Below are 24,947 nucleotides of genomic sequence, written 5' to 3' on the forward strand. Positions count from 1 at the left end.
TGCTCCAAGCAAGCGCCTTTCGACCTCGCTGCGCACCTGGTCCGTCAATGCGACTGGTCCGGGATCCCGCGCTGCGGGGATCGTCGACCATATCCGCAAGGAGCTCCTCGAAATTGACGGGGACCCGGGCGACCTGCGCGGGTGGATCGACGTTGCCATCCTTTCATAGACGCTCTGGCCTCCAAGCAGGTCAAGAGCGAGGGTCGGATCTGACCGGATTGGCGAACCATGCCGGCAGACAAAGCCATTGAACACGATCGCAGCACTGCAGGGAGCAGCATTTCAGCATCGCCGGGAAAGTTGCAACGTTCCAAATTCATTCCGCGCGCCGAGATGCGATCATCAGTGCCCCAGCTCCTGATTCACGCGCCCAACCGAGATTTCAGAAACGTCCTCGCGCCCCCTATTCCTGCCGATTGACGCCAGGATGACCAACCCTTTCTTCCGTGATGGGCAGCTCCCCCCGTCCAGCATCGAGGGCGCAGCATTGATGGGCGCCATGACCCAGCTAGTCAGCCCCATGTCCCATGTGGCCCTTGAGCACATGATTGCCGCGGCTGCGCACCAATTCGCCGCGGAGCCAACATCCGGAGAGCATTACCTTGCCCAGCTGCGGGAGGTGGTCGAGCTAGTGCAGCCCCGGGAGGTCTTTGCGGGATTGGCAAAGTCAGGGATGACCTACGCGCCGGCAGACCTGATGGATCCACAGGCGTGGCGTGGGCCGAACGGTAGTTACGACTTCGGGTTTCAGGCCGCCTGCCGCGCGCAGATGCAGGACCGGGAGGCCCTGTTCGAGACGCTCTGAGCAACACAGGCCACCTTGGACGACGATGAGCCAGCCCGTAGCGGGTACAGGGCGTGGCCGCCAGCCTCACTGCCAGCGAATCGCAGGCGGCCGCCTGGAACAGCCTTTGTCGCACCCGGCCGACGCAACATCCTATGTCGAAATGTGTACTTATGAGCACTCAACGGCCAAATATTACCGATAAGTGTACTTTTCCGCGCTTAATGTGCAGTGAAGCCAAGGTGTGTATAATTGCACCCACCGAGCAGAATTGTCGCTTGTGGCTGGAAATACGCACATATGGACATAATGCCAATTCGAAGCCCCGATGAGATCCTTGCCGACCTTGGGGGGCGGATCAAGCAGCGCCGCCTTGCCGGTGGGCTGACCCAAAAAACCTTGGCCGATAAGGCCGGCGTATCGCGTCGCGCGTTGATCGAACTTGAAGCCGGCACCGGCTCCAGCCTGCAGACCCTGGCACGGGTACTGAAGGCGATGGGCTTGGGCGACAGCCTGTCCGCGCTAGTCCCAGTGCCACGCGTGAGCCCCATGGCAATGCTGCGCGAGAACCGCACCCGCAAGAGAGGGATCCGCTGATGGCGCAATTCAAACATGTGGATGTGATCGAAGTGACCATCTGGGGCCAGCGCATCGGCGCGGTCGCGGCCGATCCCAGCGTCGGCGCTTACGTGTTCGAGTACGACCCCAAGTGGCTGTCCAAGATGGTCGACCTAGCTCCGTTCACGATGTCGATCGACAGCTCAAGCCCGGCTTTCGTGTTTCCGGGGCTGCCGAAGGAAACGTTCATGGGGCTGCCAGGGATGCTGTCTGATGCCCTGCCCGACCGTTTCGGCAACCAGTTGATCGATACGTGGATGGCCCAGCGCGGCTATACCCCGGAGCAGATCACCACCATGGATCGGTTGGCATACATGGGTAAACGAGGCATGGGGGCGCTGGAGTTTCGTCCATCCCGCGGCAGCAACACGGCATCATCTGCACTGCTGCAGATGGCAAGCCTTGTCGAGATGGCGCGGCAGGCCGTTGAGGGCACGCTCGGCGATGACCACACCTCCGCCAATGCCCTGAACAGCATCATCTCCGTGGGAACCTCTGCAGGTGGCGCCCGGGCCAAAGCCGTCATCGGCTGGAACGAGGAGACCGGCGAGCTGGTTTCCGGGCAGTTCAATCTGCCCACAGGCTTTGAGCACTGGCTCCTGAAGTTCGATGGCATGGGTCTGGATCGTGCCCTGGGACCGAGCCAGCAGTACGGACGGATCGAATACGCCTATTCCCTCATGGCCGGTGCCGCCGGCGTCACCATGAGTCCTTGCCGCTTGCTGCAAGAAAGCGGGCGGGCGCATTTCATGACCAAGCGGTTCGACCGCGTGGGCAATGAGAAGGTGCACGTGCAATCGCTCTGCGCCCTTCGCCACATGGACTACAACGCCCGCCAGACGCACGCCTACGAATCACTGTTCCTGACCGCGGTGGAACTGAAGCTCGATGATGAGGCGATGACGCAGCTCTTCCGGCGCATGGCCTTCAACGTCGCGGCCCGCAATCACGACGACCACACGAAGAACTTCGCCTTTCTGCTCGCCCAAGGAGGGCAGTGGGAGTTGTCACCGGCCTACGACGTGACGTTCGCCTATGACCCAACCAATGCCTGGCTGTCGCACCACCTGATGTCCGTCAATGGGAAGAACGATGACATCAATCGAGCCGATCTGATGACTGTCGCTGCTCGGTTCTCGATCCCCGGCGCGAGTGCCGCTATCGATGACGTTAACCAGGCGGTAGACAACTGGCAGATATACGCCAACGAGGCCGGCGTTGGTGACGACGAAGCAAGGCGCATCGCCGAAGTGCATTTGGAGCTGTAGCCGCCCGCCCCTGCCACCCCGTCACTCACCGCAGATAGGACGAATTTGAATGTTGAGTGTGCGAGCCCCTGAACCGGATGCTTCCACCAAGGGCCCTGGCAATTCCCCGCTGCGAAGCCCTGCCGATCCGCCACACGCTGCGTCATGGTTGCGATGCGCCGATCCGCAGCCTTGGAAGCGCGCCTGACCGCCGGCCTCGCAACGGCACTCATCTTGGCAGGCTGTCACGCCCACGCCTCTCACAAGCCGCCCGTTGACCTCGCAACGCCGCAGCCCGTCATCCCCGCGCCGCCACCTACCGTCAAGATAAAGCCTCAGCCGGCCACTCCTGCCCCCGAACGCACCGGCAATGCACACGAACCAGCCGCGCCGGCTCACCCTGACTCACCAACACCTTCGCCTGCCCCAGGCAGCGCCCAATAATTCGATTCGGGCAATCAGCCGACGCACGGCTCACGCGCCGGCCCCCATGGGACAGCAGCCATTGTTCCGCAGCACCGCCTGCATTCCCGCCGCCAAGCGCCTCAGCTCCGGGAAAGTACGCAACCAATGCCGAAATACCTTGAGTTGGGGCGAAGGCCGGAGCGCCGCCGCCGATAGGCTCCACATCACACCTCAACGATAGGACGTGCCTGGCGGCTTTCTTCCACCTGCCACCCCTACCGTAAAGGCGCTAAATGAGCGGTCGGCATGAGCAAAAGCTAGAAACTTTGCGCAAGCAGCCGGCAGCTAGTTTCAATCATCGCTTCCAAGGCCAAAGTTGATGACCAACCTCCACCCGTCCGATACAGCCCGCCCCGGAGTGCTGCGCCTCACGTTGAGTCGCTTGCGCTCAGTTGTGTGGCCAACGCCGGCACGGCGGCCACGACCTCCCCAGATCCGCAGCTCCGCAGCTCCGCCAATATCAAATCCGAGCTTGAGCGCGTGCGCCATTGCCTTCGTCGGCCTGCAAAAGCACATGGCAGATAGAGCTTGCCATGTGCTTCGCTCCACTACGCGTCTCGGCTTTACTCGGGCGTTGGGCTTCACAAACAGGGCGTATAGTGGGTGAGTCTCAACCAGAGGAGACGTGCCATGGTCAAAGTCGCACTGTTCGTTCGCTTGGAAGCAAAGCCCGGAAAAGAGAAAGAAGTAGAGCAGTTTCTGCTGGGCGGGCTTCCGCTAGTCCAAGCGGAGCCTGCCACTACTGCATGGTTTGGCATTCGTTTGGGGCCATCCACGTTCGGCATTTTTGACGCCTTTCCCGATGAGGCAGGCCGTCAGGCTCATCTTGCCGGCAAGGTTGCCGCCGCCCTCATGGCCCAGGCAGGCGACCTTTTTTCTACACCGCCGTCTATCGAGAAAGTTGACGTTCTAGCGGCCAAGCTGCCTGGTTAGTGAAGCCCGACAAGGCACTCCAGCCGACCGTTTTGCCTTCGCTTCGCTACGGCAAAAAGGCGGCTGATTTTGAGCGTTAGGTCTATCATGAAATTATCTTGGCTATTGCTTGCAATCACTCCCGCACTTTGCGCAGAGGCTGGCGATTTGTGTGAAGACCCGATTACCACAGTTGAAATCAACCAATGTGGGCAATCCGCTTTTCTGGCGGCAGATAAAAAAATGAATGTCGCCTATCAAGCCGCACTTCAGCGCGTTTCGTCTGATCTACAAAATAAGCAGCAGCAAGATGAAATACGGCGTGAGCTGATAGATGCACAGAGACTCTGGGTCAAATTTCGCGATAAAGACTGCGGCGCTGTCTACGATCTTTGGCGTTACGGCGCAAAAGCAGAAATCCGCGACTCCATGTATCAGAATTGCTTGTTTGAACGTACGGAACAGAGAACTCAAGAGCTTGAAGATTTCGGACTTCAAGGGTGACAGACCTAACAATTCGTTCAAGCCGAGCCCGCTTCGTGGCTCCAGGAAAGACCGGTTCGTCTTGGGCGGGCCGGCTTAACTCAAGCGTTAGGCCTTTGGTTCCCGGCGCTGTTGTAGCTAGGTTCTGAGCGAACTTTTGCATTTCGCTCATCCGCTGCGTTTGCACATCGCACGCGCGGGAGCGGCATCGGCGATCACTCGTGGCGCAGCTCGGCTTCGGACAGACGCAGCTTCTGCACAAGTACGATCATCCTGAATCGGCCGCGTGCAGGTCGGCGGTGTGGGTTCTTGGCCGCGCAAGGGTGTAATGACCCACTGAAAACCTGCTCGAGTGTTACAACCCTCCAAAGGAGACACCGATGAGCGAAATGATGGAAGAAGAGATCAAGCGCTGGACCGCCCGGCGCAAGTCGGCGCTGGTCTTTTAGATCATCCAGGGCAAGACGACGGTCGCCGCCACCAGCCGGCAGTGGACCGCCCCGCCTTTCGTAGACACCCGCAAGCCAGGATTCTAGTCGTGGAGCGCGAGGGCAGTGTCTGATATTCCTTTCAAGCTGGAGCCGTTCCGGCTCTTGGCTTGATTTTGACGTTAGCGACTCTGAGGGTTGAATCATGACTTTGCCAACGCACAAGCAGATCATCGGTTTCGTTGCTTGGCTCGCGGTCAGCTTCACTGCCGCGGCCGTCGGTAGTGCCGCGTCCATACAGGCTGGCCCGTTCTATACGCAACTCATGCGCCCGGAGTGGGCGCCGCCGCCCGGGCTGTTCGGACCTGTGTGGACAATCCTTTACACGCTGATGGGGATTGCGGCATGGCTGGTCTGGCGTGTAGGAGGGTTTCGCGCTGCACGTACAGCCCTGACTCTGTTTCTGGTGCAACTGGCAGTCAACGCACTCTGGAGCTGGCTGTTCTTCGGGTGGCACCGCGGTGGACTGGCATTTGCGGACATCATCCTGCTTTGGACGCTTATTGTTGCGACATTTATTTTATTCTGGCGCATCCGGCCATTGGCATCCGTGCTGCTTATCCCGTATCTGCTTTGGGTTAGTTTCGCCTCCGCGCTCAACTATTCCGTGTGGCGACTCAACCCGCAGATTCTGGGTTGACAGGGTGGGCGCCCAACAGGTCGTCCAGGCCGATGCCGCTTCGCGGCGCTGCTTGACCAGGCAACTGTCTTGAGAAGCCGTCGCCCACGGCTCGGCTGGTTCCTCAGCACGCAGCCCATCTCGTCGCTGGACCTGATGAACCCCTGCCGCTTGGGTTGCATGCACGCTGCGTGGCCCTGCCCGGCTCCCCGTGCCCGCGCACGGTACGCTTCCACCAATGGATTCCATGCGTGCAGCCACCGGTGTTCTCATAGCGGGCCGCCGCCGTAACCGGTGGATCACAAGCCGACGGAACCCGGCGTCCGCCCCTCTCCGACCTCCACAGTGACGCGATGAAGCCCGATATTTCTTTCCGCCAGGACACGGTTCCCGGTTCCCTGCCCGCACGGTTGCTGGAGCTGGCCTACACACTGCTGCGCGGCATCAGCCAGGTGATGTTGCAGGACAACCGCCTTGCCGGCGCGCTGTTCCTCGCCGGCATTTTCTACAACTCGTGGCTGTTCGGTTGCGGCGTGCTGCTGGGAACCGCTGCCAGTACCGCCACCGCGGGGGTGCTGGGGGCGGATCGCACGCAGGTACGTGCCGGACTGTTCGGCTTCAATGGCGCACTGGTCGCCATCGCGCTGCTGTACTTCCTTGAACCCGGTGCGCTCACCTGGCTCTATGTGCTGTTGGCCGCGGCCTGCAGCACGGTGCTGATGGCGGCGTTGATGAACCTGCTGGCGCACTGGAAGTTGCCGGTGCTGACCGCGCCTTTCGTGTTCATCACGCTGCTGTTCGTGCTGGCTGGCGCGCGTTTTGGCCGCTTGCAGATCACCGGCCAGTTGCCCACCGCCGGACTGCCAAAGGCGACCGTGGTGGAAGGCGTGGTCGGCTTTTCCACAATTGCCGAGGGCCTGTTCAACGGCATCGCGCAGGTGTTCCTCCAGGGCAATGTGATCACTGGCGTGCTGTTCGCCACCGGTCTGCTGGTGGCATCGCGCAGCGCCTTCGCGGCCGCACTGGCCGGATCGCTGACTGGCGTGCTGGTGGCGTGGGGCATGGGCGCGGCGGAACCGGCGATCCGCGCCGGCGCCTTCGGCTTCAATCCGGTGCTGACCGCCATCGCGCTGTATGGCGTGTTCTTCAGCGCCAGTGCCCGCGCCGCTGCTTATGCGCTGCTGGGTACGGTCGGCACGGCGGTGGTGTATGCCGGCGTGTCGGCGGCGCTGGAGCCGCTGGGCATGCCGACACTGACCTTGCCGTTCGTGCTGGTGACCTGGTGCTTTGTCGCTGCCGGCCCGTTGTTTCCGCGACTGCGGATGGCGCAAGGCCGCTGAGCGACGCGGGGCATAGTCGCAAACCTCCGCTTCCGTCCTGCGCCTGCGTACCGCGCAGGGTCGGCTCTTACAGCCCGAGTTCGGCGAGCACCGCCGCGGTGGATTGACCCAGGTCGTCGATATGCGGGTTGATCCGCCCCGGTTCGTTGGCGAACTTGATCGGGATGCCCAGGTGGGTACCGCCGGTTTGATCGGTCCACACCATCTCGCGGGCGCGGGTGTGCGGATCGTTGAACGCTTCGGTCAGGGTTTTCACCGGCGCCCAGCAGACATCGAGGTCGTGCAGGAACAGCGTCCACTCCACCAGCGAACGGCGCGAGAAGGTTTCGGCGAGGAAGGATTTGACCGGGTCCTGTCCGAGGCCGGGCGGCAGATGGCACAGGTGGATCAGGTCCGGGCGGCCCAGTGCCATCAGCAGGTTCTCGGCGAACTTGTGTTCGGCACCGCCCAGCGCGATCCAGCGATCATCCGAACAGCGGTACAGCTGGTACAGGGCGTTGCCACCCCAGCTGCGCTCCTCCCGGATCACCGGGTCACGGCCCAGCGCGAACGGCGGGCCGAGCACATTCGGCAGCCATGCCATCAGCGCGTCCTGCATCGACAGGTCGATGTAGTCGCCCTCACCGGTGCGCTCGCGGCGGAACAAGGCCATCAGGATGCCGTTGAGTGCCATCAGCGAACCGGCCATGTCGGCCACCGGCATGTGCGGCATCGCCGGGGTGCCATCCGGTGCACGGTTAAGGCTGACCACGCCGCTGTCAGCCTGCATCGCCAGGTCGTGGGCGGGACGGTTGACCTTGGGTCCGGTCTGGCCGAAGGCGCTGATCGAGCAGTACACCAGCTTCGGGTTGATCGCCTTGCAGCGCTCGTAATCGATGCCCAGGCGCTTGGCCACGCCGGGGCGGAAGGCTTCCACCACCACATCGGCCCATTCCACAAGTTTGGCGAAGGCGGTCTTGCCGGTCTCGCTCTTGAGGTCGAGCACGATGCAGCGCTTGCCGCGATGGGTGTTGCGGAACCAGGTGGAGACACCGGCCTGCTTCAGCCCGACCTCACGCACCGGCTCGCCCGTGGGCGGTTCGATCTTGATCACGTCGGCGCCGTGGTCGGCCATCACCATGGTCAGGTGCGGGCCGGGCAGGAACAGCGACAGATCGAGAACGCGTACACCTTCCAGTTTCATCGTCGTACTCCTCCGCCGTTATGCGCCCAGCAGCCGTGCGCAGTCTGCATCGCTGTAGCCGAGCTCGCGCAGCAGCGCACCGGCATCGGCATTGAGCGGCGGGCAGACGTCACCGGACAGGCGCTGGCCGTCGAGCTTGATCGGGTTGCGCAGCAGGCGCTGGCTGCCTTGCGGATGGCTGACATCCTGCAGCATGTCCACTTCGCGCACATAGGGGTTGTCCAGCGCCTGGGCGATGTCCAGCACCGGCGCGATCGGAATGCGGCCGGCGAACAGCTGCGTCCAGTAAGCCGTGGGCTGTGTGCTGAGGATGTCGTCGACCAGTACGGTGAGTTCCTCCCGCACCTTGCGGCGTTCGGCGAAGTTGGCAAACCGCGGCTCGACGGCCCAGGCCGGATTGCCGATGCCTTCGACGAAAGTCTGCCAGAACTTCTCCAGCATGCACATCACCATCACCCAGCCATCAGCGGTCCTGTAGACCTGGCACGGCACGGTGGACGGATGCGCACTGCGCGACAGGCGCTCGGTGCGGTGGCCTTCGTTGAGATACCAGGTGGCCGGGTAGCTGAGCTGGTGCAGGGCCACGTCGAACAGGCTGACATCGACATCGCGGCCGATGCCGGTACGCATGGCGCCGATGATCGCGGCCAGCAGGCCCATCGACATCGTGGTGCCGGTCATGAAGTCGACCATCGACAGGCCGAAGCGCGCCGGCGGGGCGTCCGGTTCCCCGGTCAGCGCCATGAAACCGGCCTCGGCCTGCATCAGGTAGTCGTAGCCCGGCCACGCGGCGCGCGCGTTGTCGCGGCCATAGGCGGACAGATGCGCGCAGACGATCTTCGGATTGAGTTTTGACAGCGTGGCGTAGTCCAGGCCGAGCTTGCCCGGCTGGTCGCCGCGCAGGTTGTTGAGCACCGCATCGGCGCTGGCGACGAGCTTCTCGAAGACTTCGCGGCCTTCGGCGGCCTTCAGGTCCAGCCGCAGCGAGCGCTTGTTGAGGTTGAAGGTCTGGAAGAACAGGCTGTCGCCTTCGCCCAGGAAATACGGACCGGTAGCGCGCGAAACATCGCCGCCCGGCGGGGATTCGATCTTGATGACTTCGGCGCCGAGGTCGGCCAGGTGCATCGAGCCATAGGGGCCAGCACCGTACTGTTCGACGGCAAGGATGCGCAGTCCCTGCAGGGGAAGGTCTTTCATGTGTGGCCTCTGTTCTGTAAAAAACACCGCGGCTGGTTGAGGACCGCGGTGAAGGGATGCCGCCTTCCTTCTCCCGAGGGGAGAAGGTGCCCCGATGGGCGGGATGAGAGTGGACTCGCGGGTACCGCCGGTGCTTCGCCCTGCCCTCACTCCTCTCCCGGCGGGAGAGGGGCTTCAAGGCCTTAGATCTTGTTACGCGCCACCAGCTGCTTGGCGATGATGATGCGCTGCATCTCGTTGGTGCCTTCACCGATGCACATCAGCATGGCGTCGCGGTAGAAACGCTCGATGTCGTATTCCACCGAATAGCTGTAGCCGCCGAAGATGCGCATGCCTTCCTGCGCGCAGTACGCGCCGGTTTCGGTGGCGAAGTACTTGGCCATGCCCGCTTCCATGTCGCAGCGCTCGCCCTTGTCATAGGCGTTGGCGGCGCTTTCGATCAGCAGCTTGGAGGCCTCGACCTTGGCCGCCATCTCGCCCAGCTTGAGCTGGATGGCCTGGTGCTCGGCGATCGGCTTGCCGAAGGTCATGCGCTCCTGCGCGTAGCGTACCGACAGGCGCAGCGCGCCTTCGGCAATGCCACAGCCGCGCGCGGCGACGTTGATGCGGCCCAGCTCCAGGCCACCGACCGCGTGCTGGAAGCCCTTGCCTTCCTCTCCACCGAGCAGGCAGTCGGCCGGCACCTTGTAATCCTGGAATACCAGTTCGCAGGTATCGATGGAGCGGTAACCGGACTTCTTCAGCTTCTTGGCGACGATGAAGCCTTCGCCCTTCTCGGCGATGAACATGCTCATGCCCTTGTGGCGCGGCTGCGCCTCCGGGTCGGTCTTGACCAGCAGCAGCACCATGTCGCCGTGCAGCGAGTTGGTGATCCAGGTCTTGGCGCCGTTGATGACGTAGTGGTCACCCTCGCGCCTGGCCACGGTGCGGATCGCCTGCAGGTCGGTGCCGGCGTTGGGCTCGGTCAGGCCCAGCGAACCGCGCAGCTCGCCGGTCGCCATGCGCGGCAGGTACCTGGCCTTCTGCTCCTCGGTGCCGCAGCGCTCGATGGCCGCGGCCATGATCAGGTGCGAGTTGAAGATGCCGGTCGGTGCCATCCATACCGCCGAGACCTTGGTGACGATCTTGGCGTAGATGCGCGCCGGCAGGCCGAGGCCGCCGTATTCGGGCGAGATGGTGGCACCGAACAGGCCCAGGTCCTTCATCTCCTCGACGAGGTGATGCGGGTACTTGTCCTCGAGGTCATACTCCTGCGCGATCGGCGCGACGGATTTCTCCACCCAGTTGTCGATCGAGTCGAGCAGCGCCTGCTCCTCGTCCGGGCCCCACATCTGTTCCAGTTCGGTGCTCATCATCGGCTTCCTCAGTAGTTGACCTTGTCTTCCACCGAGTGGCCGCGCTTGGCGATCAGCATGGTGCGGCTGAAGCTGCAGACCAGCTTGCCGTCCTGGTTGAAACCGTCGGTCTGCACGGTGACGATGCCGGCGCCCGGGCGCGATTTGGATTCACGCTTGTCCAGCACCTTGGATTCGGCCACCAGGGTGTCGCCGACATACAGCGGGTGGGTCATCTTGATGTCGCTCCAGCCGAGGTTGGCCACGGCCTTCTGGCTGACGTCGGTGACGCTCATGCCGACCATCAACGCCACGGTGAACGGCGAGCAGACGATCACCTTGCCGAACTCCGAGGCCTTGGCGTACTCCTTGTCGAAGTGCATCGGATGGGTGTTCATCGTCAGCAGGGTGAACCAGGTGTTGTCGGTTTCGGTGATGGAGCGGCCGGGGCGGTGCTCGTAGATGTCGCCGACGTTGAACTCTTCGTAGTAGCGGCCGAAGGTTTCGCGGAAGCGGTTCTCGGAGATCTGCTTGACGTTCTGGACCATGGTTGGGTGTCCTTTTCGTGTGGATGGGGCTGGCGCCGGGCGCAGCTTGGTCAAAGAGGGTGGGAAATCAGCTTTGCGGAAGCGTGGTACTCAGCCGGCGCGGACGCCGAGTGCACCGAGCGCGATGGCACGCTCGGCTGCGATTTCGATGGGACGGTCCACCAGCTTGCCGTCGAGCTGGATGGCCTCGCCGCCGCTGGCCGCCAGTGCGGCCACGACGCGCTGCGCGCGGTCGTACTCGGCGGCGGTGGGCAGATAGGCGTTCTGGATGGGATCGACCTGGGCCGGATGGATCGCCGCCTTGGCGGTGAAGCCGAGGTCGATCACACGGTTGGTTTCAGCCACCAGTCCGGCTTCGTCCTTGATGTCCAGGTACGGCACATCCATGCAGCCGACGCCGGCCTCGGCGGCAATCGTTGCCAGCTGCACACGCGGATGGAAGAAACTCTCCCAGCCGGCACGGCCGCGCAGCGCGACGATGTAGTCGAACCCCCCGAACATCAGTGCCTGCAGGCGCGTGATGGCAGTGGCAAGCGCGCGTGCATCCAGCAGCCCCTTGGGCGTTTCGATCTGGGCGATGAACACGGTGTCGATCGCCGACAGCGCGGCGTCGGCCTGCTGCAGCTCGGCCACGGTTTCTACCTTGGGCAGCATCACGAACGCGGGCTTCAGGCCGGAGGCGGCCAATGCCTTCAGGTCAGCCTGGCCCAGTTCGGTGGACAGCGGGTTGATGCGCAGGCCGATCTCGCTGCGGGTTTGCGGCAGCTCGGCAAGAAAGGCGAACAGCGAGGCGCGCGCGCTTTCCTTGTCCGCCGGGGCGACGGCGTCTTCCAGATCGATGCAGACCTGGTCGGCACCGGTGGCCACGGCCTTGGCATACCGCTCAGGGCGCGAACCCGGCACAAACAGCAGGCAGCGGCGCGGATTGCTCGACGGCATGCTCATGGGGCGGCCACCTGCGCGGCGAAGTGCTCGGCGATCTGCCGGCGCGTCGCATACCAGGTGCCCGGCTTCTGCGCCACGTACTGCAGGAATTTCTCGAACGCGCGGATGCGGCCGGGGCGGCCGATGATGCGCAGGTGCAGGCCCAGCGACATCACCTTGGGGCTGTGCCCGCCCTCGGCGTACAGCGTGTCGAAGCTGTCGATGGCGTAGTCCAACCAGTCTTTTGGCAGGTAGGACGGTGCCACCCACATCTTCATGTCGTTGGTATCGAGCTGGTACGGCACCACGATCATCGGCTGTTCGCTGCCCTCGACCTCGCCCCAGAACGGCGCATCGGCCGAGTAGTCGTCCATGTGGTACAGGAAGCCTTCCTCCTGCAGCAGGCGACGGGTGGACGCGGTATGCAGGTAGCGCGACAGCCAGCCCACCGGACGCACGCCGGTGGTCTTCTCGATGCTGTCGGCGGCATCGCGGATGAACTGCCGTTCCTGTTCCTCGTTGAAGCGGAACTGGTGGATCCAGCGGTGCCCGTGCGAACAGGTTTCATGGCGGCTGCCACGCAGGTAGGCGGCGATTTCCGGCGCCCGCTCCAGCGACACCGCCGCGGCGGTATAGGTGGAGGTGACGTTGTACTTGTCCAGCAACGCGGCCACGCGCGCATGGCCTTCGTTGACGCCATAGCGGTAGTTGGACTCGTTGCCGTAGTTGCGCACCGGCTTGGACAGCGTCACATGCAGCTCGTCCACCGGCTCGGTGATCTTGTCACCCTGGCCGACGTTGTATTCGGACAGCTCCTCGACATTGACCACCACCGACAGGGCCAGGCGGGCGTTGTTGGGCCAGGTGTAGGCAGGCTTGCTCATTGCATGATCTCGATGAAAAGGGAGCCGGTGTCAGTGGTTTTCTTCGCCACCGGAGACGTTGATCGCCTCACCGGTGATGTAGACCGCATCGTCCGAACACAGGAAAGCGGTGGCCGCGGCGGTATCGGAGGGCAGGCCCGGGCGACCCAGCGGGATGCGGCCGCGCATCTCGGCCAGGTACTGCTCCACGCTCTTGCCCTGCTTTGCGGCGAAGTATTCGTTCTGCCACGCGCCCAGACCGGTGGTCACATGGTTCGGGCAGACCGCGTTGACGTTGATGCCATGCGCGCCCAGCTCCATCGCCGCCACCCGGGTCAGGCCGACCAGCCCGTGCTTGGACGAGCAGTACGCGGCGGCGTGCGGGAACGCCGACTTGGCCGCCTGCGAGGCGATGTTGACGATGCGGCCGCCGCCCTGGGCGATCATCTGCCGGCCGGCGTGCTTGATGGTCAGGAACGCGCCGCGCAGGTTCACGCCGAGCACGGCGTCCCATTCGTTGGCGTCGATATCGACCAGCGACTTCATCAGGTAGCCGATGCCGGCGTTGTTGACCAGGATGTCGAGCCGGCCGAAACGCTCGACGGTGGCCTTGACCACGGCTTCGACCTGCGACTCCTCCAGCACGTCCAGCGCCATCGCCACGCACTGCCCGCCGGTGCTGGCGGCCAGCTCGGCGGCAACCTGCGCCATTTCCTCATCGGTGCCCACGGCGGTGACCGGCATCTCGGCGCCACGCACGGTGCCGATATCGGTCAGCACCACCTTGCAGCCTTCCTCAAGCAGGCGGCGGGCAATGCCCTCGCCCAGCCCGGCACGGCGACCGGCGCCGGTGATGAGGGCGACCTTGCCCTGCAGTTCGGGAAATCGAGCCATGACCAAAGTTCCTTGTGCGTTTACAGCGCGCTGGTGAGGATGAACAGCGGATTGTCGGCGTACTGCTGGAACTGCGCCGCCCCGGCCTGCACCGTCGGGTCGGACAGGTCCTTGCCGAACGCGGCCATGTCAGGAACACGGATGAGCTCGACGTACTCGTACGGCGGATTGCCCTCGCCCATCAGCAGGCCACTGGCCTTGAGCACCTCGAACCGGTCCACCGACGGCAGCGCGTTGACTACCGGCAGGTCGCTGGCGCGCGCCCAGGCCTCGTATTCCTCACGGCTGACACCGGCTTTGAGGTTGAACAGGACGACGACGGTTTGCATGGCTTCCTCCCGGGTAAAAGACTGTGGCACACTTTGTCCGGACAAAGTGTAGGCATGCCATCCGTCCCCGGTCAACGCCGGCGGCGAAATCCCCCACCGGCGTATCTACCTGCCATAACCCAAACAAGCGAGGTCTCTGGATGAAGCGTTATTACCCGTGGTTGATGGCGGTGATGGGGATGCTGGTGTTGCTGGTCTCCAACGGCCTGATCGTGACCGGCCTGACCGCCTTCGACGAATCGCTGCTCAAGGAATTCGGTTGGACCCGCAGCGAGCTCAAGCTGCGCGACCTCATCACCCTGGTGCTGGCCGGCTGGCTGGCGCCGTTCCTGGGCGTGGTGATCGACAAGGTCGGCCCGCGCAAGCTGATCCTGGCCGGTGTCGCGCTGCTGGCCGCGCTGTACTACGCCTATGCGCACGTGCATTCGCTGGCGCACCTGTACCTGATCCATGTCGGCTTTGCCGCGGTGCTGGTCGCCGCCGGCCTGAATGTGGCGGTGATCTTCGTCTCGCAGTGGTTCGTCACCCAGCGCGGCACCGCCATCGGCATCGCCCTGGTGGGCACCAGCCTGAGCGGCATGTTGTTCCCCAAGCTGGGCGTGCAGCTGATGCAGAGCATGGACTGGCGTGCGGCGTTCCTGTGGGAAACCGCGATTCCGGTGCTGTTCCTGGTGCTGGCCTTCCTGTTCATGCGCAGCCCGCGTGCCGGCGGCATCCAGCCATGGGGTGCCGACAAGCTGGCTGCACAGGCGGCCGGCGGCAACGCCGCGGCAGCCAGCCACGGCGACCTGAGCTACGCCCAGGCCCTGCGCACGCGCACCTTCTGGGCGCTGGCGGTGGTGGCGATGACCACCTTCTTCTCGATCATGGCGGCCTCGGCCAACCTGTTCCTGCACATGCGCGATCTCGGCTTCGAGCCCGCCCAGGCCGGCAATGGGCTGGGGCTGATGTTCGGCCTGGCGATGGTCGGCAAGTTCGTGTTCGGCCTGCTCGCAGACCTGTTCCAGGCCAAGTACGTGTTCCTGTTCAACATCGCGCTGATGGCGGCCGGCGGCTTCTGCATGACCACCATGAACGCGGAACTGATCTGGTTCGCGCTGATCCTGTTCGGACTGGGTTGGGGCGGCCTGTACACCATGGTCCAGCTGCTGGCGGTCAATGCTTTCGGCCTGACCTCAGCCGGCAAGATCCTCGGCACCATCACCCTGCTCGATGCCACCACCGCCGGCCTGGGCGTGTGGCTGGCCGCCAAGATCTCGGACCTGACCGGCAGCTACGCCCCGGCCTTCCAGCTGATCTGCGCACTGCTGCTGGTCGCCCTGGTCGCGGCCTGCTTTGTGCGCGACGAACGCCGCGTCGCGGCCTGACTTCCACCTTCTGCCAGACGGAACAACCCTCATGCCTGTGATGGAAACCTCCAATCTCACCGCCCGCCAGTACTGGGAACAGGTCAAGGCCAACCCGAACCGCGCCAAATTCGGTTTCGGCACGCGCCCGGCCATCGTCAACATCGACGTGCAGCGCGCCTATACCGACCTGGCCGCGTTCAAGACCGCCTATGAGACCGACCCGCGCCAGATCGAACACATCAATGCGCTGTCGGCGCAGGTGCGTGCGCTCGGCCTGCCGGTGGTGTGGACCTATGTGGCCTATCTGGAATCGGGCGAGGACGCCGGTACCTGGGGCACCCGCACCAACACCCCGGACTCGCTGCAGAACATCAAGCACGGCTCCGCGCGGGCCCAGCTCGACCCGCGCGCCGATGTGCAGCCCGGCGACATCGTCATGCACAAGCGCATGGCCAGCCCGTTCTTCGAAACCAACCTGTGGTCGCTGCTGACCTTCCACAGGATCGACACGCTGATCATCACCGGCGGCTCCACCTCCGGCTGCGTGCGCGCCTGCGCCATCGACAGCCTCTCGCGCGGCTACCGCAGCATCGTTCCGGAAGAGTGTGTGGCCGACAAGCACGAGATCCCGCACTTCGCCAACCTTGCCGACATCATGCTCAAGTACGGTGACGTGGAATCCGTCGATTACGTGGCCGCGCAGTTGCAGGCGCTGCGCGCATGAGTACCGCAAGCAAGTCCGATCCGGGCCTGTTCGACTACTGGCCCTACGACAGCCGGCCGAAGATCCAGTGGCCCGGCGGTGCCCGCGTGGCGCTGTGGATCGCGCCCAATATCGAGTTCTACGAGTACGCGCCGCCGGCCAACCCGGCGCGCAAGCCGTGGCCGCGGCCGCTGCCCGACGTCCTCGGCTACGGCACCCGTGACTACGGCAACCGCGTCGGCCACCAGCGCATGATGCGGGTGCTGGACCAGTACGGCCTGCGCGGCTCGGTGTCGCTGTCCACGGCGATGCTCGAGCACCATCCGGAAGTGATCCAGATGGCGGCCGAGCGCGACTGGGAATTCTTCAGCCACGGCATCTACAACACCCGCTACACCTACGGTCTGGACGAGGCGCAGGAGCGGGAGATGATCGAGCACTCGATGGCGCTGATCGCGCAGCACACCGGCCAGCACTGCGACGGCTACCTGGCGCCGGCGCTGTCGCATTCGGAGGCCACCATCGACCTGTTCGCCGAGGCCGGCGGCCTGTACACCTGCGACCTGTTCCACGACGACCAGCCAACGCCGGTGAAGACCCGCTCCGGCAAGCGTTTCGTGTCGGTGCCGTACTCGCTGGAACTCAACGACACCATCGTCTACGTCACCAACAAGATCGAGCCGCGCCGCTACGGGCAGATGATCAAGGACGCCTTCGACCGCCTGTACGCCGAGGGCGAGCACTCCGGCACGGTGATGTGCGTGCCGCTGCACGCCTACCAGGTCAGCCACCCGCACCGGCTGGCGGCTTTCCACGACGCGATGGACTACATCTGCAGCCACAACAAGGTGTGGAAGGCCACCGGCCGCGAGATCGCCCGGCACTATCTGGACAACCATTACGACGACGCGCTGGCTTCGATGGCGGCGGTCAACGCGGAGGACGCCGCATGAGCCTGGACCGCAGCTTCCTGGAATACCCGCACCTGCGCCACGGCATGGACCATGACCGCTATGCGTGGTCGATGCTGGCGCAGCGCCCGGCCGTGCGCTGGCCCGACGGCAAGCCGCTGGCGGTGTGGATCAACCTGACGCTGGAGCACTTCCCGCTCAACCCGACCGGTGAGGGTTTCAAGCCGCACGGTTCGATGGTGATGCCCTACCCGGACCTGCGCCATTACACCCTGCGCGACTATGGCAACCGCGTGGGCGTATTCCGCGTGCTGGATGCGCTGGAAAAGTACGGCCTGCGTGCCAGCGCCGCGGTCAATGGCGAGCTGGCGCAGCGCTACCCGGCACTGCTGCGGCGGCTGAAGGCGCGCAGCGCCGAGCTGGTGGCGCACGGCTGGAACATGGACAGCGTGCACCACGGCGGGCTGTCGCCGGAGCGCGAAAGCGACTACATCCAGCGTACCCTCGATGCACTGGCGCCGTATGCGGAAGGTCCGATCCAGGGCTGGCTGTCACCGGCCCGCTCGCAGTCGGAAAACACCCCGGAACTGCTGCGGCAGAAGGGTCTTGCGTGGTTTGCCGACTGGGTCAACGACGAGCTCCCCTACCCGTTCCAGACCGCGCACGGCCCGCTGACCGCGCTGCCGCTGTCGCTGGAATTGGAAGATCGCTTCATCGTCGGCGAAAATCTGCACGCCGAGGCCGAGTATGCGGACCAGATGGTCGATGCCTGCGAATTCCTGCTGGAGGAAGCGCAGCGCAGCGGACACGGTCGCCTGCTCGCGCTCAACATCCATCCGTGGGTGATGGGCCAGCCGCACCGCATCAGGCATCTGGAACGCGTGTTCGCCCACCTGGCCGGCCGCGCCGGGCTGATCTGGAACGCGGCGCCTTCGCAGATCATCGCCGCCTCGTGTTGAGGTGGCGGTTCCAGGCAACCGTCGTCGCGCCCGCGCCGACCTTCACCCAAGAGCCCTTGCATGAACACTGAAGCCAATACCGCCCTGCCGCCGCGCGAAGCGATGGAGTTCGACGTCGTCATCGTCGGTGCCGGCCCCGCCGGCCTGGCCACCGCCATCCGCCTGCGCCAGCTGGCCGTGGAGAAGGGCCAGGAGCTGAGTGTGTGCGTGCTGGAGAAAGGCTCCGAGCCGGGCGCGCACATCCTCTCCGGCGCGATCATGGATCCGCGTGCGCTCACCGAGCTGTTCCCGGACTGGGCGCAGCGCGGCGCGCCGCTGAAGCAGGCCGTCACCCGCGACGAATTCCTGTTCCTGGACGAGACCGGCGCCAAGGCCACCCCGCACGCGCTGTTGCCGGAGTGCTTCCACAACGACGGCAACTACATCGTCTCGCTGGGCGAGGTGACGCGCTGGCTGGCGCAGCAGGCCGAGGCGCTGGAGGTGGCGATCTTCCCGGGCTTTGCCGCCGCCGAAGTGCTGTACGACGACACCGGCGCGGTGATGGGCGTGGCCACCGGCGACATGGGCATCCGCAAGGACGGCTCGCACGGTCCCAACTACGAACGCGGCATGGAACTGCACGCCAAGTACACCGTGTTCGCCGAAGGCTCGCGCGGGCATCTGGGCCGCCAGCTGATCAGCCGCTTCAAGCTGGATGAAGGCAAGGACCCGCAGTCCTACGGCATCGGCATCAAGGAACTGTGGCAGATCGATCCGGCCAAGCATGAGCCGGGCCTGGTAGTGCATGCCGCCGGCTGGCCGCTGGACAGCGACACCTACGGCGGTGCGTTCCTGTATCACGCCGACGGCGGCAAGGTGTCGATCGGCTACGTGGTCGGGCTGGACTACAAGAACCCGTGGCTGAGCCCGTTCGAGGAGTTCCAGCGCTTCAAGACCCATCCGGCGATCCGCAAGCATCTGGAAGGCGGCAAGCGCATCGCCTACGGCGCGCGGGCGCTGACCGCCGGCGGCATCCTGTCGCTGCCCAAGACCGTGTTCCCGGGCGGCGCGCTGGTCGGCTGCGAAGCCGGCTACCTCAATGCCAGCCGCATCAAGGGCAGCCACGCCGCGATCAAGACCGGCATGCTCGCCGCCGAAGCGGCGTTCGATGCGCTGGTCGCCGGCCGTTCGCGCGATGAGCTGACGGCCTATCCGGAAGCCTTCGAGGCCAGCTGGCTGAAGACCGAGCTGCTGCAGTCGAAGAACTTCAAGCAGTGGTTCAAGAAGGGCCGCACCCTGGCCACGCTGATGACCGGCATCGAACAGTGGCTGCTGCCCAAGCTGGGCATCCGCAATGCGCCGTGGACGATCCACCGCACCAAGGCCGACCACGAATGTCTGGAGCCGGCCGCCCAGCACGCGAAGATCGACTACCCGAAGCCGGACAACGTGCTGACCTTCGACCGGCTGAGCTCGGTGTTCCTGTCCTCGACCAATCACGAGGAAGACCAGCCCAGCCATCTGACGCTGAAGGATGCATCGATCCCGGTGAGCGTGAACCTGGCCGAATACGCTGGGCCGGAAGCACGCTACTGCCCGGCCGGGGTGTACGAGTTTGTCGGCGAAGGCGCCGACACGCGCCTGCAGATCAACGCGCAGAACTGCGTGCACTGCAAGACCTGCGACATCAAGGACCCGACCCAGAACATCGTGTGGGTGACGCCGCAAGGTGGTGGCGGACCCAATTACCCGGCGATGTGAGCATCGCCTTCAACCTGTAGGAGTTTCGATGAGCATTGCCAGTCCAGGCGCCCGCTTCCGCGCGGCGCTGAAGGAAGAACGTCCGCTGCAGATCCCGGGCGCGATCAACGCCAACCACGCACTGCTGGCCAAGCGTGCCGGCTTCCGCGCCATCTACCTGTCCGGTGGCGGCGTCTCCGCCGGCTCGCTGGGGCTGCCGGATCTGGGCCTGCTGACCATGGATGACGTGCTCACCGATATCCGCCGCATCACCGATGTCTGCGATCTGCCGCTGATCTCGGACATCGATACCGGCTTCGGGCCGAGCGCGTTCAACATCAGCCGCACCATCAGGTCGCTGATCAAGGCGGGCGCGGCCGGCTGTCACATCGAGGACCAGGTCGGCGCCAAGCGCTGCGGCCACCGCCCTAACAAGGAAATCGTGTCGCAGGGCGAGATGGTGGACCGGGTCAAGGCCGCTGCCGATGGCAAGACCGATCCGGATTTCTTCCTGATCGCGCGTACCGATGCCATCGCCGTGGACGGCGTGGATGCGGCGATCGAGCGCGCCATCGCCTGCGTGGAAGCCGGTGCCGATGCGATCTTCGCCGAGGCCTCCTACGACCTGGCCACCTACCAGCGCTTCCGCGATGCGGTCGATGTGCCGCTGCTGGCCAACCTGACCGAGTTCGGCCAGACCCCGCTGTTCTCCACCGAGGAGCTGGCCTCGGTCGGCGTGGACATGTGCATCTATCCGCTGTCGGCGTTCCGGGCGATGAACAAGGCCGCCGAAGCCGTGTTCACCGCGATCCGCCGCGACGGCCACCAGCGCAACGTGGTGGACACCATGCAGACCCGCGAGGAACTGTACGAGCGCATCGGTTACCACACCTTCGAGCAGAGCCTGGACAGGACGTTCGCGGCGAAGAAGTAACCGCGCAGGTGACTCGGTCACGTCTGCGCGACAGGCGTGACCGTACTGCCGGACAGGCCGGGCGCGTGACGCAACAGGCTCAGCCCTTCCGTCCGTCACGCAGCAGCCGCGCCGTGGCCTGCGCACGCCAGACGCCCAGCACGGCGACCGCGAACAGCAGCGCCTGGGCCGGCAGCGGCAGGCGGTAGAGCCCGAACAACGCCGGCATGATCAGCCCCAGTGCCGCAAACGGCAGCAGCAGCCAGCGCGAATTGGCAGCGGTACTGGCCACCCGGCCATCACAGTGCGGACACGCCAGTGCCGCGGCGGGGGTAAGCTGGTACCAGCGCATCGGCGCACGCGCTGGAACACGCAGAAGATCCCCCTGGCGCAATGGCAACGCACACCACGGGCAACGCTGCCGCAACCTGCCGTCGTGACGATGCCGCATCCGCTTCTCCCTGGAATCCCGGCCGGCGAGCATACCCTGCGACCGGGCCAGGATTCCGCGGCGATGCGTCCTTCCTTCTTCCTCCGCCCGCTGTTCCCGACCATGCCGTACCGCTTCATCCTGCTGTCCAGCCTTGCCCTGCTCACCGCCTGTGGCCAGCGCGACGCGTTCAACCACAACGCCGATGCCAGCCCGCACCAGCGCGAGCTGGAACGCGCCTTCGCCATCTGTGCCGGTTGCCACGACACCCGTCCCGGCCTCGGCCACCGCGTCGGTCCCAACCTGCACGGGGTGATCGGCCGCAAGGCCGGCACCGCACCGGGCTACCACTACTCCGAGGCGATGAAAAACAGCGGCATCGTCTGGGATGCGCAGACGCTGGACGCCTTCATCAAATCACCGACCCGGCAGGTGCCCTCCAGCAAGATGGTCAACGCCACCGCCGACCCGGCCCGCCGCCAGGCGGTGATCGAATACCTGTCCAGCCTGCCTGACTGAACCTGCATCAATCCAGTGCCTGCACACCGCTATCCTTGAGCAAGGTCTGCCCACTGACCCAGCTGTATATCCATGCCGCGAAGCATCGCATCGCATCGCATCGGCAATATGCTCGGCCTCGCCACGCGTTTGACCAGCATATGCAGCAGCATCCGTACCTCGATCTCCGGCACGAAAACTGTCGCCAACGGGTCCTTGTTGATCGTGCTCATCTACGACATGTGATGATCGAGCCGTAAACCACCTTCTACATGTGCAGCGCGTACAGCTTTGGCAAACGCGATGCACTGGATGCATTGACCTGGCGCGGCTACTAGAACTGCGCAAAGCTGATGGCGCACAGACTCTCATCGCTGGCACCGTCGCCGGTACTTTGACCAGAATGTGGTGCCACCAAGCTCATCGACCATGCGCTCCACCACCCGCATCAGATCCTCGGCCTTCATCTCGTTGCACAGCGCCGCCGGCCTTGCCGCCAGCATCAGCGATGCTCACGCAACCGTTGCCACCACCACTGGTAACGATGGCCACGTTTCAAGCCAGGTCGAAATACGCCTGCTGGTTCATGACAGAGTTTCTGCGGAGCCGATATCCGTCTGGTGCTCACCTGCACAGGCGACGCCGAAATGAAGATGCGCTACGGATAGGTCCTGCCGAATCCGCCTCCTTGCCAGAACCATGAAGAATTAGGTTGAGACCACACGATGCAACCTTGCAGCTTTTCTTATGGCGTCCGTTCTGATATTCCTTTGTCCGGACAAACATAGGCGCCACCATGCGGGCGAGGGACGGGACGGAACGTGGCTGCACTGCAGTATCCAATCCTGGTGTTCGGGCACCTGCTGCTGTTCGTGCTGTGGCTGGGCGCCGATGTCGGTGTATTCCTGCTTGGGCAGCACTTCCGCCGTCGCCAGGCCTACTCGCTGGAGCAGCGTATCGCGCTGCTGAAGCTGCTGGTTGAAGTGGACATGGTGCCACGCAGTGCCTGGGCGCTGATGGTGCCGGTGAGTCTGAGCGTGGTGCATATGGGCGGCTACTGGACGCTGCCGGGCTGGTCTTTGCTGCTGGCGTGGCTGGTCGGCGCGTTGTGGCTGTGGCTGGTATGGGACGCACATCGGCACGACCAGACTCCACGGGCAGCCCGCAACCGCCGCATCGAATCCGTACTGCGCTGGCTGTTGGCCCTGTTCTACCTGTGGTTGGGGCTTGCCTCGCTGCTGCAGGGCGCCCCTCTGGCCCCACTGTGGTTGGCCAGCAAGGCGCTGATGTTCGGCGTGATCTTTGCCGCCGCCATCATGATCGACATCACCTTCAAGCCGGTGGGTGTGCAACTGGGCGCGCTGCTAAGGCAAGGCAGCAGCGACACCACCGAGCTGCCGTTGCTGCGCACCATGAACCGCACCCGCATCTGGGTGTGGCTTGTCTATCTGATGTTGCTGACCACGGCCTTCCTCGGCGTGGTCAAGCCCTTCTGATACTCCACCAGAGACCTGTCATGCGCTCTTTGTCGATCATTGCGGTTTCACTGCTGGCCGCAGCCTGCAGCCAGCAGTCCGACCCGCTCCCCGCCGTTGCCGGTGCCGCTACCGCCTCGACCCCGGCAGCACCTGTCGCTACGGCACAGGCTGCAGCCCCAGGACCAAAGGTCAGCGGCGAGCAGGCCTTCACCATGTGTGTGGCCTGCCACAGTCGCGATGCCGGTGGACCACAACGCATGGGCCCCAACCTTCACGACGTTGTCGGCCGCAAGGCTGGCAGCAATCCCGGCTTTAACTACTCTCCGGCCTTGAAGGCCAGCAACATCACCTGGGATGCCGCACAGCTGGACGCCTATCTGGCCGCGCCAGCCAAGCACGTCCCCGGCACCCGCATGGTGATCGCGGTACCCGACCCGGCAAGACGCCAGGCACTGATCGAGTACCTGTCGGCACCCTGATCTTTCTCTCCATGGCAGTGCGGCTGCGGATACCGCTGCCGTTGCTGCCTACTGCGGCAACGAGGAGTGGCATGGAACTTCAGTTCGAGCGTTTCACCCTGTTCTGTCGTGACCTTGAGGCATCGTTGCGGTTCTACCGCGACGCCCTGGGTCTTGTGGTGGTGGAAGAAAAAACCCTGGAAGGCGCAATGGCCGGCGGACTGCTGCAGCTGCCGGCCTGCCGCATGCGCATCGCACTGTTGGCTGCCGGCGCGGATGCGCCGGTCATCCTGGGCCTGTTCGAGATCAGCCAGACCGTGCTGGAGACGCTCGCGCCACCGCTGGACAAGCCTGCCTACGGGCAGAGCGCGCTGGTCCTGTCCACCCGACGGTTCGATGCCCTGCACAGCGCCTTGCAAGCCGCCGGCCATCGTTTCCTGACCCCACCGCTGGCCTACCCGAAGCGTACCGCCAGTGCGCGCTCACCGGTCGGCCTGTACCGCGAAATGATCGTCTACGATCCGGACAACGTGCCGGTGAGCATCCTGCAGATCGACCCGCTTCCCGAGGAGACCACGGCATGACCGGCATCACCCGTTCCATCACCGGCAGCATCCAGTACACCAGCAAGCAGAGTCACCGTATGGATGCAGAGCGTGGCCGCGAGAGCTTCCGGCTGGATGTGCACCGAGACGGCTCGCGGGTATTGGCCGCGCATTGCGAGATCGATGACGCGCCGGCTGTGGTCCGCGACGTCAACCTGCGCCTGGACGCGGACAACCTGCCACAGGAGTGCTTCGTGCGGATCGCCGTAGGTGGGCAGTTCCGTGGTTCGGGTTGGTTCGTCTTCAATGCCAACGAAGCCCAGTGCGAATCCACCACCACGGTGGAAGGCCGCGTGTCGCAGCGCTTCCCGCTGCAGGCACCGCTGCTGGCCTTCGGCAACCACGCCATCATCAACGACGCTTACGCGATGTCGCTGTACGACCTGGCCCAGGGGCCCGGCAAGCAGACTTTTTCCATGCTGCTGTCCTCGCCGGATCACCGTGGCGCCACCGGGCCGATGATCTTCCCGGTGCAGTTGGCCATCGAGTACGTGGGCGAGGAGGACATCGAGGTCATTGCGGGGCGCTTCAAGGCCCGCCACTTCCGCATCCTCGACGTCGGTATGCCCGAGGAACACCCCGACTACGACCTGTGGGTCACCGCCGACGAGCACTACATCCTGCTGCGCGCTGCGGTCACCGGCTACATGCAGACCGCCTACGAGTTGAGCAGCTACAACGTGGTGGAGCACTGAG

30 protein-coding genes are annotated in these 24,947 nt (G+C 64.4%); 20 read left to right on the forward strand and 10 right to left on the reverse strand.

The window, feature by feature from the left end; genetic code table 11:
* Positions 1–91 precede the first annotated feature (91 nt).
* The 8 genes from ACSBPQ_RS14725 to ACSBPQ_RS14760 all read left to right on the forward strand — a co-directional run bounded on the left by ACSBPQ_RS14725 (position 92) and on the right by ACSBPQ_RS14760 (position 6,956).
* A complete protein-coding gene (locus ACSBPQ_RS14725) occupies positions 92–169 on the forward strand; it encodes a hypothetical protein (protein WP_442684605.1) in 78 nt (25 codons plus the stop codon).
* A 258-nt stretch (positions 170–427) separates the two neighbouring features.
* Positions 428–805: a hypothetical protein gene (locus ACSBPQ_RS14730; protein WP_442682824.1), complete on the forward strand. Its 378-nt coding sequence runs from the start codon at positions 428–430 to the stop codon at positions 803–805.
* A gap of 378 nt (positions 806–1,183) precedes the next feature.
* Positions 1,184–1,381 carry a hypothetical protein gene (locus ACSBPQ_RS14735; protein ID WP_442682825.1) on the forward strand — a complete coding sequence of 66 codons (198 nt, stop codon included), beginning with the start codon at positions 1,184–1,186 and terminating at the stop codon, positions 1,379–1,381.
* On the forward strand, positions 1,381–2,670 hold the full coding sequence (locus tag ACSBPQ_RS14740; protein WP_442682826.1) for a type II toxin-antitoxin system HipA family toxin: 1,290 nt from the start codon (positions 1,381–1,383) through the stop codon (positions 2,668–2,670). Before ACSBPQ_RS14735 ends, ACSBPQ_RS14740 begins: the two co-directional genes overlap by 1 nt.
* Before the next feature lie 1,074 nt (positions 2,671–3,744).
* Entirely contained in the window at positions 3,745–4,047 is a 303-nt protein-coding gene (locus tag ACSBPQ_RS14745) for a putative quinol monooxygenase (RefSeq protein ID WP_230358615.1), read from the forward strand.
* A gap of 87 nt (positions 4,048–4,134) precedes the next feature.
* Entirely contained in the window at positions 4,135–4,530 is a 396-nt protein-coding gene (locus tag ACSBPQ_RS14750; protein WP_442682827.1) for a lysozyme inhibitor LprI family protein, read from the forward strand.
* A gap of 612 nt (positions 4,531–5,142) precedes the next feature.
* Positions 5,143–5,637, forward strand: a complete 495-nt coding sequence (locus ACSBPQ_RS14755) for a TspO/MBR family protein (RefSeq protein WP_442682828.1) — start codon at positions 5,143–5,145, stop codon at positions 5,635–5,637.
* Between the two features lie 332 nt (positions 5,638–5,969).
* Complete coding sequence (locus ACSBPQ_RS14760) at positions 5,970–6,956, forward strand: urea transporter (RefSeq protein ID WP_442682829.1); 987 nt, start codon at positions 5,970–5,972, stop codon at positions 6,954–6,956.
* Between the two features lie 67 nt (positions 6,957–7,023).
* Here the strand turns inward: ACSBPQ_RS14760 and ACSBPQ_RS14765 are convergent, their stop codons facing one another.
* The 8 genes from ACSBPQ_RS14765 to ACSBPQ_RS14800 form a co-directional block, all read right to left on the reverse strand.
* Positions 7,024–8,139, reverse strand: a complete 1,116-nt coding sequence (locus tag ACSBPQ_RS14765; RefSeq protein ID WP_442682830.1) for a CaiB/BaiF CoA transferase family protein — start codon at positions 8,137–8,139, stop codon at positions 7,024–7,026.
* An 18-nt stretch (positions 8,140–8,157) separates the two neighbouring features.
* Positions 8,158–9,336: a CaiB/BaiF CoA transferase family protein gene (locus tag ACSBPQ_RS14770; RefSeq protein ID WP_442682831.1), complete on the reverse strand. Its 1,179-nt coding sequence runs from the start codon at positions 9,334–9,336 to the stop codon at positions 8,158–8,160.
* 182 nt (positions 9,337–9,518) lie between these two features.
* A complete protein-coding gene (locus ACSBPQ_RS14775) occupies positions 9,519–10,688 on the reverse strand; it encodes an acyl-CoA dehydrogenase family protein (protein ID WP_442682832.1) in 1,170 nt (389 codons plus the stop codon).
* Between the two features lie 11 nt (positions 10,689–10,699).
* Positions 10,700–11,218 (reverse strand): MaoC family dehydratase, encoded by a 519-nt coding sequence (locus tag ACSBPQ_RS14780; RefSeq protein WP_442682833.1) that lies wholly within the window; start codon positions 11,216–11,218, stop codon positions 10,700–10,702.
* Positions 11,219–11,308: 90 nt separating this feature from the next.
* Positions 11,309–12,163 carry an HpcH/HpaI aldolase/citrate lyase family protein gene (locus ACSBPQ_RS14785; protein ID WP_442682834.1) on the reverse strand — a complete coding sequence of 285 codons (855 nt, stop codon included), beginning with the start codon at positions 12,161–12,163 and terminating at the stop codon, positions 11,309–11,311.
* Complete coding sequence (locus ACSBPQ_RS14790; RefSeq protein ID WP_442682835.1) at positions 12,160–13,026, reverse strand: polysaccharide deacetylase family protein; 867 nt, start codon at positions 13,024–13,026, stop codon at positions 12,160–12,162. Before ACSBPQ_RS14790 ends, ACSBPQ_RS14785 begins: the two co-directional genes overlap by 4 nt.
* Before the next feature lie 30 nt (positions 13,027–13,056).
* Positions 13,057–13,899, reverse strand: coding sequence for an SDR family NAD(P)-dependent oxidoreductase (locus ACSBPQ_RS14795; RefSeq protein ID WP_442682836.1), 843 nt, complete (start codon positions 13,897–13,899; stop codon positions 13,057–13,059).
* Positions 13,900–13,919: 20 nt separating this feature from the next.
* On the reverse strand, positions 13,920–14,228 hold the full coding sequence (locus ACSBPQ_RS14800; protein ID WP_442682837.1) for a hypothetical protein: 309 nt from the start codon (positions 14,226–14,228) through the stop codon (positions 13,920–13,922).
* A gap of 140 nt (positions 14,229–14,368) precedes the next feature.
* Here ACSBPQ_RS14800 and ACSBPQ_RS14805 point away from each other — a divergent pair, with 140 nt between their 5' ends.
* Genes ACSBPQ_RS14805 through prpB form a run of 6 tightly spaced genes read left to right on the forward strand, consistent with a single transcriptional unit; the run spans position 14,369 to position 20,803 of the window.
* Positions 14,369–15,595: an MFS transporter gene (locus tag ACSBPQ_RS14805; protein WP_442682838.1), complete on the forward strand. Its 1,227-nt coding sequence runs from the start codon at positions 14,369–14,371 to the stop codon at positions 15,593–15,595.
* A gap of 31 nt (positions 15,596–15,626) precedes the next feature.
* Positions 15,627–16,301 carry an isochorismatase family protein gene (locus ACSBPQ_RS14810; RefSeq protein WP_442682839.1) on the forward strand — a complete coding sequence of 225 codons (675 nt, stop codon included), beginning with the start codon at positions 15,627–15,629 and terminating at the stop codon, positions 16,299–16,301.
* The gene (locus ACSBPQ_RS14815) at positions 16,298–17,233 is read left to right on the forward strand and encodes a polysaccharide deacetylase family protein (RefSeq protein WP_442682840.1); all 936 of its coding nucleotides are present in this window, start codon (positions 16,298–16,300) and stop codon (positions 17,231–17,233) included. Before ACSBPQ_RS14810 ends, ACSBPQ_RS14815 begins: the two co-directional genes overlap by 4 nt.
* A complete protein-coding gene (locus ACSBPQ_RS14820) occupies positions 17,230–18,150 on the forward strand; it encodes a polysaccharide deacetylase family protein (protein WP_442682841.1) in 921 nt (306 codons plus the stop codon). Before ACSBPQ_RS14815 ends, ACSBPQ_RS14820 begins: the two co-directional genes overlap by 4 nt.
* A 60-nt stretch (positions 18,151–18,210) precedes the next feature.
* Positions 18,211–19,890: an electron transfer flavoprotein-ubiquinone oxidoreductase gene (locus tag ACSBPQ_RS14825; RefSeq protein ID WP_442682842.1), complete on the forward strand. Its 1,680-nt coding sequence runs from the start codon at positions 18,211–18,213 to the stop codon at positions 19,888–19,890.
* A 28-nt stretch (positions 19,891–19,918) separates the two neighbouring features.
* The gene (gene prpB / locus ACSBPQ_RS14830; RefSeq protein WP_323032703.1) at positions 19,919–20,803 is read left to right on the forward strand and encodes a methylisocitrate lyase; all 885 of its coding nucleotides are present in this window, start codon (positions 19,919–19,921) and stop codon (positions 20,801–20,803) included.
* Between the two features lie 79 nt (positions 20,804–20,882).
* Here the strand turns inward: prpB and ACSBPQ_RS14835 are convergent, their stop codons facing one another.
* Positions 20,883–21,233 (reverse strand): hypothetical protein, encoded by a 351-nt coding sequence (locus tag ACSBPQ_RS14835; RefSeq protein WP_442682843.1) that lies wholly within the window; start codon positions 21,231–21,233, stop codon positions 20,883–20,885.
* A 63-nt stretch (positions 21,234–21,296) separates the two neighbouring features.
* Between ACSBPQ_RS14835 and ACSBPQ_RS14840 the strand changes: the two genes are divergently transcribed.
* Positions 21,297–21,731 carry a c-type cytochrome gene (locus ACSBPQ_RS14840; protein WP_442682844.1) on the forward strand — a complete coding sequence of 145 codons (435 nt, stop codon included), beginning with the start codon at positions 21,297–21,299 and terminating at the stop codon, positions 21,729–21,731.
* Between the two features lie 29 nt (positions 21,732–21,760).
* Here ACSBPQ_RS14840 and ACSBPQ_RS14845 read toward each other — a convergent pair whose 3' ends face one another.
* Positions 21,761–21,943 (reverse strand): hypothetical protein, encoded by a 183-nt coding sequence (locus ACSBPQ_RS14845; protein ID WP_442682845.1) that lies wholly within the window; start codon positions 21,941–21,943, stop codon positions 21,761–21,763.
* Positions 21,944–22,139: 196 nt separating this feature from the next.
* Here ACSBPQ_RS14845 and ACSBPQ_RS14850 point away from each other — a divergent pair, with 196 nt between their 5' ends.
* The 5 genes from ACSBPQ_RS14850 to ACSBPQ_RS14870 all read left to right on the forward strand — a co-directional run bounded on the left by ACSBPQ_RS14850 (position 22,140) and on the right by ACSBPQ_RS14870 (position 24,946).
* A complete protein-coding gene (locus tag ACSBPQ_RS14850) occupies positions 22,140–22,361 on the forward strand; it encodes a hypothetical protein (protein ID WP_442682846.1) in 222 nt (73 codons plus the stop codon).
* 170 nt (positions 22,362–22,531) lie between these two features.
* Positions 22,532–23,206, forward strand: a complete 675-nt coding sequence (locus ACSBPQ_RS14855) for a hypothetical protein (RefSeq protein ID WP_442682847.1) — start codon at positions 22,532–22,534, stop codon at positions 23,204–23,206.
* A gap of 20 nt (positions 23,207–23,226) precedes the next feature.
* The gene (locus ACSBPQ_RS14860; protein ID WP_442682848.1) at positions 23,227–23,667 is read left to right on the forward strand and encodes a c-type cytochrome; all 441 of its coding nucleotides are present in this window, start codon (positions 23,227–23,229) and stop codon (positions 23,665–23,667) included.
* A 71-nt stretch (positions 23,668–23,738) separates the two neighbouring features.
* Positions 23,739–24,230 (forward strand): VOC family protein, encoded by a 492-nt coding sequence (locus ACSBPQ_RS14865; RefSeq protein WP_442682849.1) that lies wholly within the window; start codon positions 23,739–23,741, stop codon positions 24,228–24,230.
* A complete protein-coding gene (locus ACSBPQ_RS14870) occupies positions 24,227–24,946 on the forward strand; it encodes a hypothetical protein (RefSeq protein WP_442682850.1) in 720 nt (239 codons plus the stop codon). Before ACSBPQ_RS14865 ends, ACSBPQ_RS14870 begins: the two co-directional genes overlap by 4 nt.
* The last annotated feature ends 1 nt before the right edge of the window (position 24,947 follow it).

The organism is Stenotrophomonas sp. JC08 (genome assembly GCF_052180205.1).
In the GTDB taxonomy this organism is placed as follows: Bacteria; Pseudomonadota; Gammaproteobacteria; order Xanthomonadales; family Xanthomonadaceae; genus Stenotrophomonas.

Coding starts and splice junctions, on each gene's coding strand:
- ACSBPQ_RS14730 (WP_442682824.1), top strand. CDS start 428: ATGACCAACCCTTTCTTCCGTGATGGGCAGCTCCCCCCGTCCAGCATC.
- ACSBPQ_RS14740 (WP_442682826.1), top strand. CDS start 1,381: ATGGCGCAATTCAAACATGTGGATGTGATCGAAGTGACCATCTGGGGC.
- ACSBPQ_RS14745 (WP_230358615.1), top strand. CDS start 3,745: ATGGTCAAAGTCGCACTGTTCGTTCGCTTGGAAGCAAAGCCCGGAAAA.
- ACSBPQ_RS14750 (WP_442682827.1), top strand. CDS start 4,135: ATGAAATTATCTTGGCTATTGCTTGCAATCACTCCCGCACTTTGCGCA.
- ACSBPQ_RS14755 (WP_442682828.1), top strand. CDS start 5,143: ATGACTTTGCCAACGCACAAGCAGATCATCGGTTTCGTTGCTTGGCTC.
- ACSBPQ_RS14760 (WP_442682829.1), top strand. CDS start 5,970: ATGAAGCCCGATATTTCTTTCCGCCAGGACACGGTTCCCGGTTCCCTG.
- ACSBPQ_RS14765 (WP_442682830.1), bottom strand. CDS start 8,139: ATGAAACTGGAAGGTGTACGCGTTCTCGATCTGTCGCTGTTCCTGCCC.
- ACSBPQ_RS14770 (WP_442682831.1), bottom strand. CDS start 9,336: ATGAAAGACCTTCCCCTGCAGGGACTGCGCATCCTTGCCGTCGAACAG.
- ACSBPQ_RS14775 (WP_442682832.1), bottom strand. CDS start 10,688: ATGAGCACCGAACTGGAACAGATGTGGGGCCCGGACGAGGAGCAGGCG.
- ACSBPQ_RS14780 (WP_442682833.1), bottom strand. CDS start 11,218: ATGGTCCAGAACGTCAAGCAGATCTCCGAGAACCGCTTCCGCGAAACC.
- ACSBPQ_RS14785 (WP_442682834.1), bottom strand. CDS start 12,163: ATGAGCATGCCGTCGAGCAATCCGCGCCGCTGCCTGCTGTTTGTGCCG.
- ACSBPQ_RS14790 (WP_442682835.1), bottom strand. CDS start 13,026: ATGAGCAAGCCTGCCTACACCTGGCCCAACAACGCCCGCCTGGCCCTG.
- ACSBPQ_RS14795 (WP_442682836.1), bottom strand. CDS start 13,899: ATGGCTCGATTTCCCGAACTGCAGGGCAAGGTCGCCCTCATCACCGGC.
- ACSBPQ_RS14800 (WP_442682837.1), bottom strand. CDS start 14,228: ATGCAAACCGTCGTCGTCCTGTTCAACCTCAAAGCCGGTGTCAGCCGT.
- ACSBPQ_RS14805 (WP_442682838.1), top strand. CDS start 14,369: ATGAAGCGTTATTACCCGTGGTTGATGGCGGTGATGGGGATGCTGGTG.
- ACSBPQ_RS14810 (WP_442682839.1), top strand. CDS start 15,627: ATGCCTGTGATGGAAACCTCCAATCTCACCGCCCGCCAGTACTGGGAA.
- ACSBPQ_RS14815 (WP_442682840.1), top strand. CDS start 16,298: ATGAGTACCGCAAGCAAGTCCGATCCGGGCCTGTTCGACTACTGGCCC.
- ACSBPQ_RS14820 (WP_442682841.1), top strand. CDS start 17,230: ATGAGCCTGGACCGCAGCTTCCTGGAATACCCGCACCTGCGCCACGGC.
- ACSBPQ_RS14825 (WP_442682842.1), top strand. CDS start 18,211: ATGAACACTGAAGCCAATACCGCCCTGCCGCCGCGCGAAGCGATGGAG.
- prpB (WP_323032703.1), top strand. CDS start 19,919: ATGAGCATTGCCAGTCCAGGCGCCCGCTTCCGCGCGGCGCTGAAGGAA.
- ACSBPQ_RS14835 (WP_442682843.1), bottom strand. CDS start 21,233: ATGCGGCATCGTCACGACGGCAGGTTGCGGCAGCGTTGCCCGTGGTGT.
- ACSBPQ_RS14840 (WP_442682844.1), top strand. CDS start 21,297: ATGCGTCCTTCCTTCTTCCTCCGCCCGCTGTTCCCGACCATGCCGTAC.
- ACSBPQ_RS14845 (WP_442682845.1), bottom strand. CDS start 21,943: ATGAGCACGATCAACAAGGACCCGTTGGCGACAGTTTTCGTGCCGGAG.
- ACSBPQ_RS14850 (WP_442682846.1), top strand. CDS start 22,140: ATGCGCTCCACCACCCGCATCAGATCCTCGGCCTTCATCTCGTTGCAC.
- ACSBPQ_RS14860 (WP_442682848.1), top strand. CDS start 23,227: ATGCGCTCTTTGTCGATCATTGCGGTTTCACTGCTGGCCGCAGCCTGC.
- ACSBPQ_RS14865 (WP_442682849.1), top strand. CDS start 23,739: ATGGAACTTCAGTTCGAGCGTTTCACCCTGTTCTGTCGTGACCTTGAG.
- ACSBPQ_RS14870 (WP_442682850.1), top strand. CDS start 24,227: ATGACCGGCATCACCCGTTCCATCACCGGCAGCATCCAGTACACCAGC.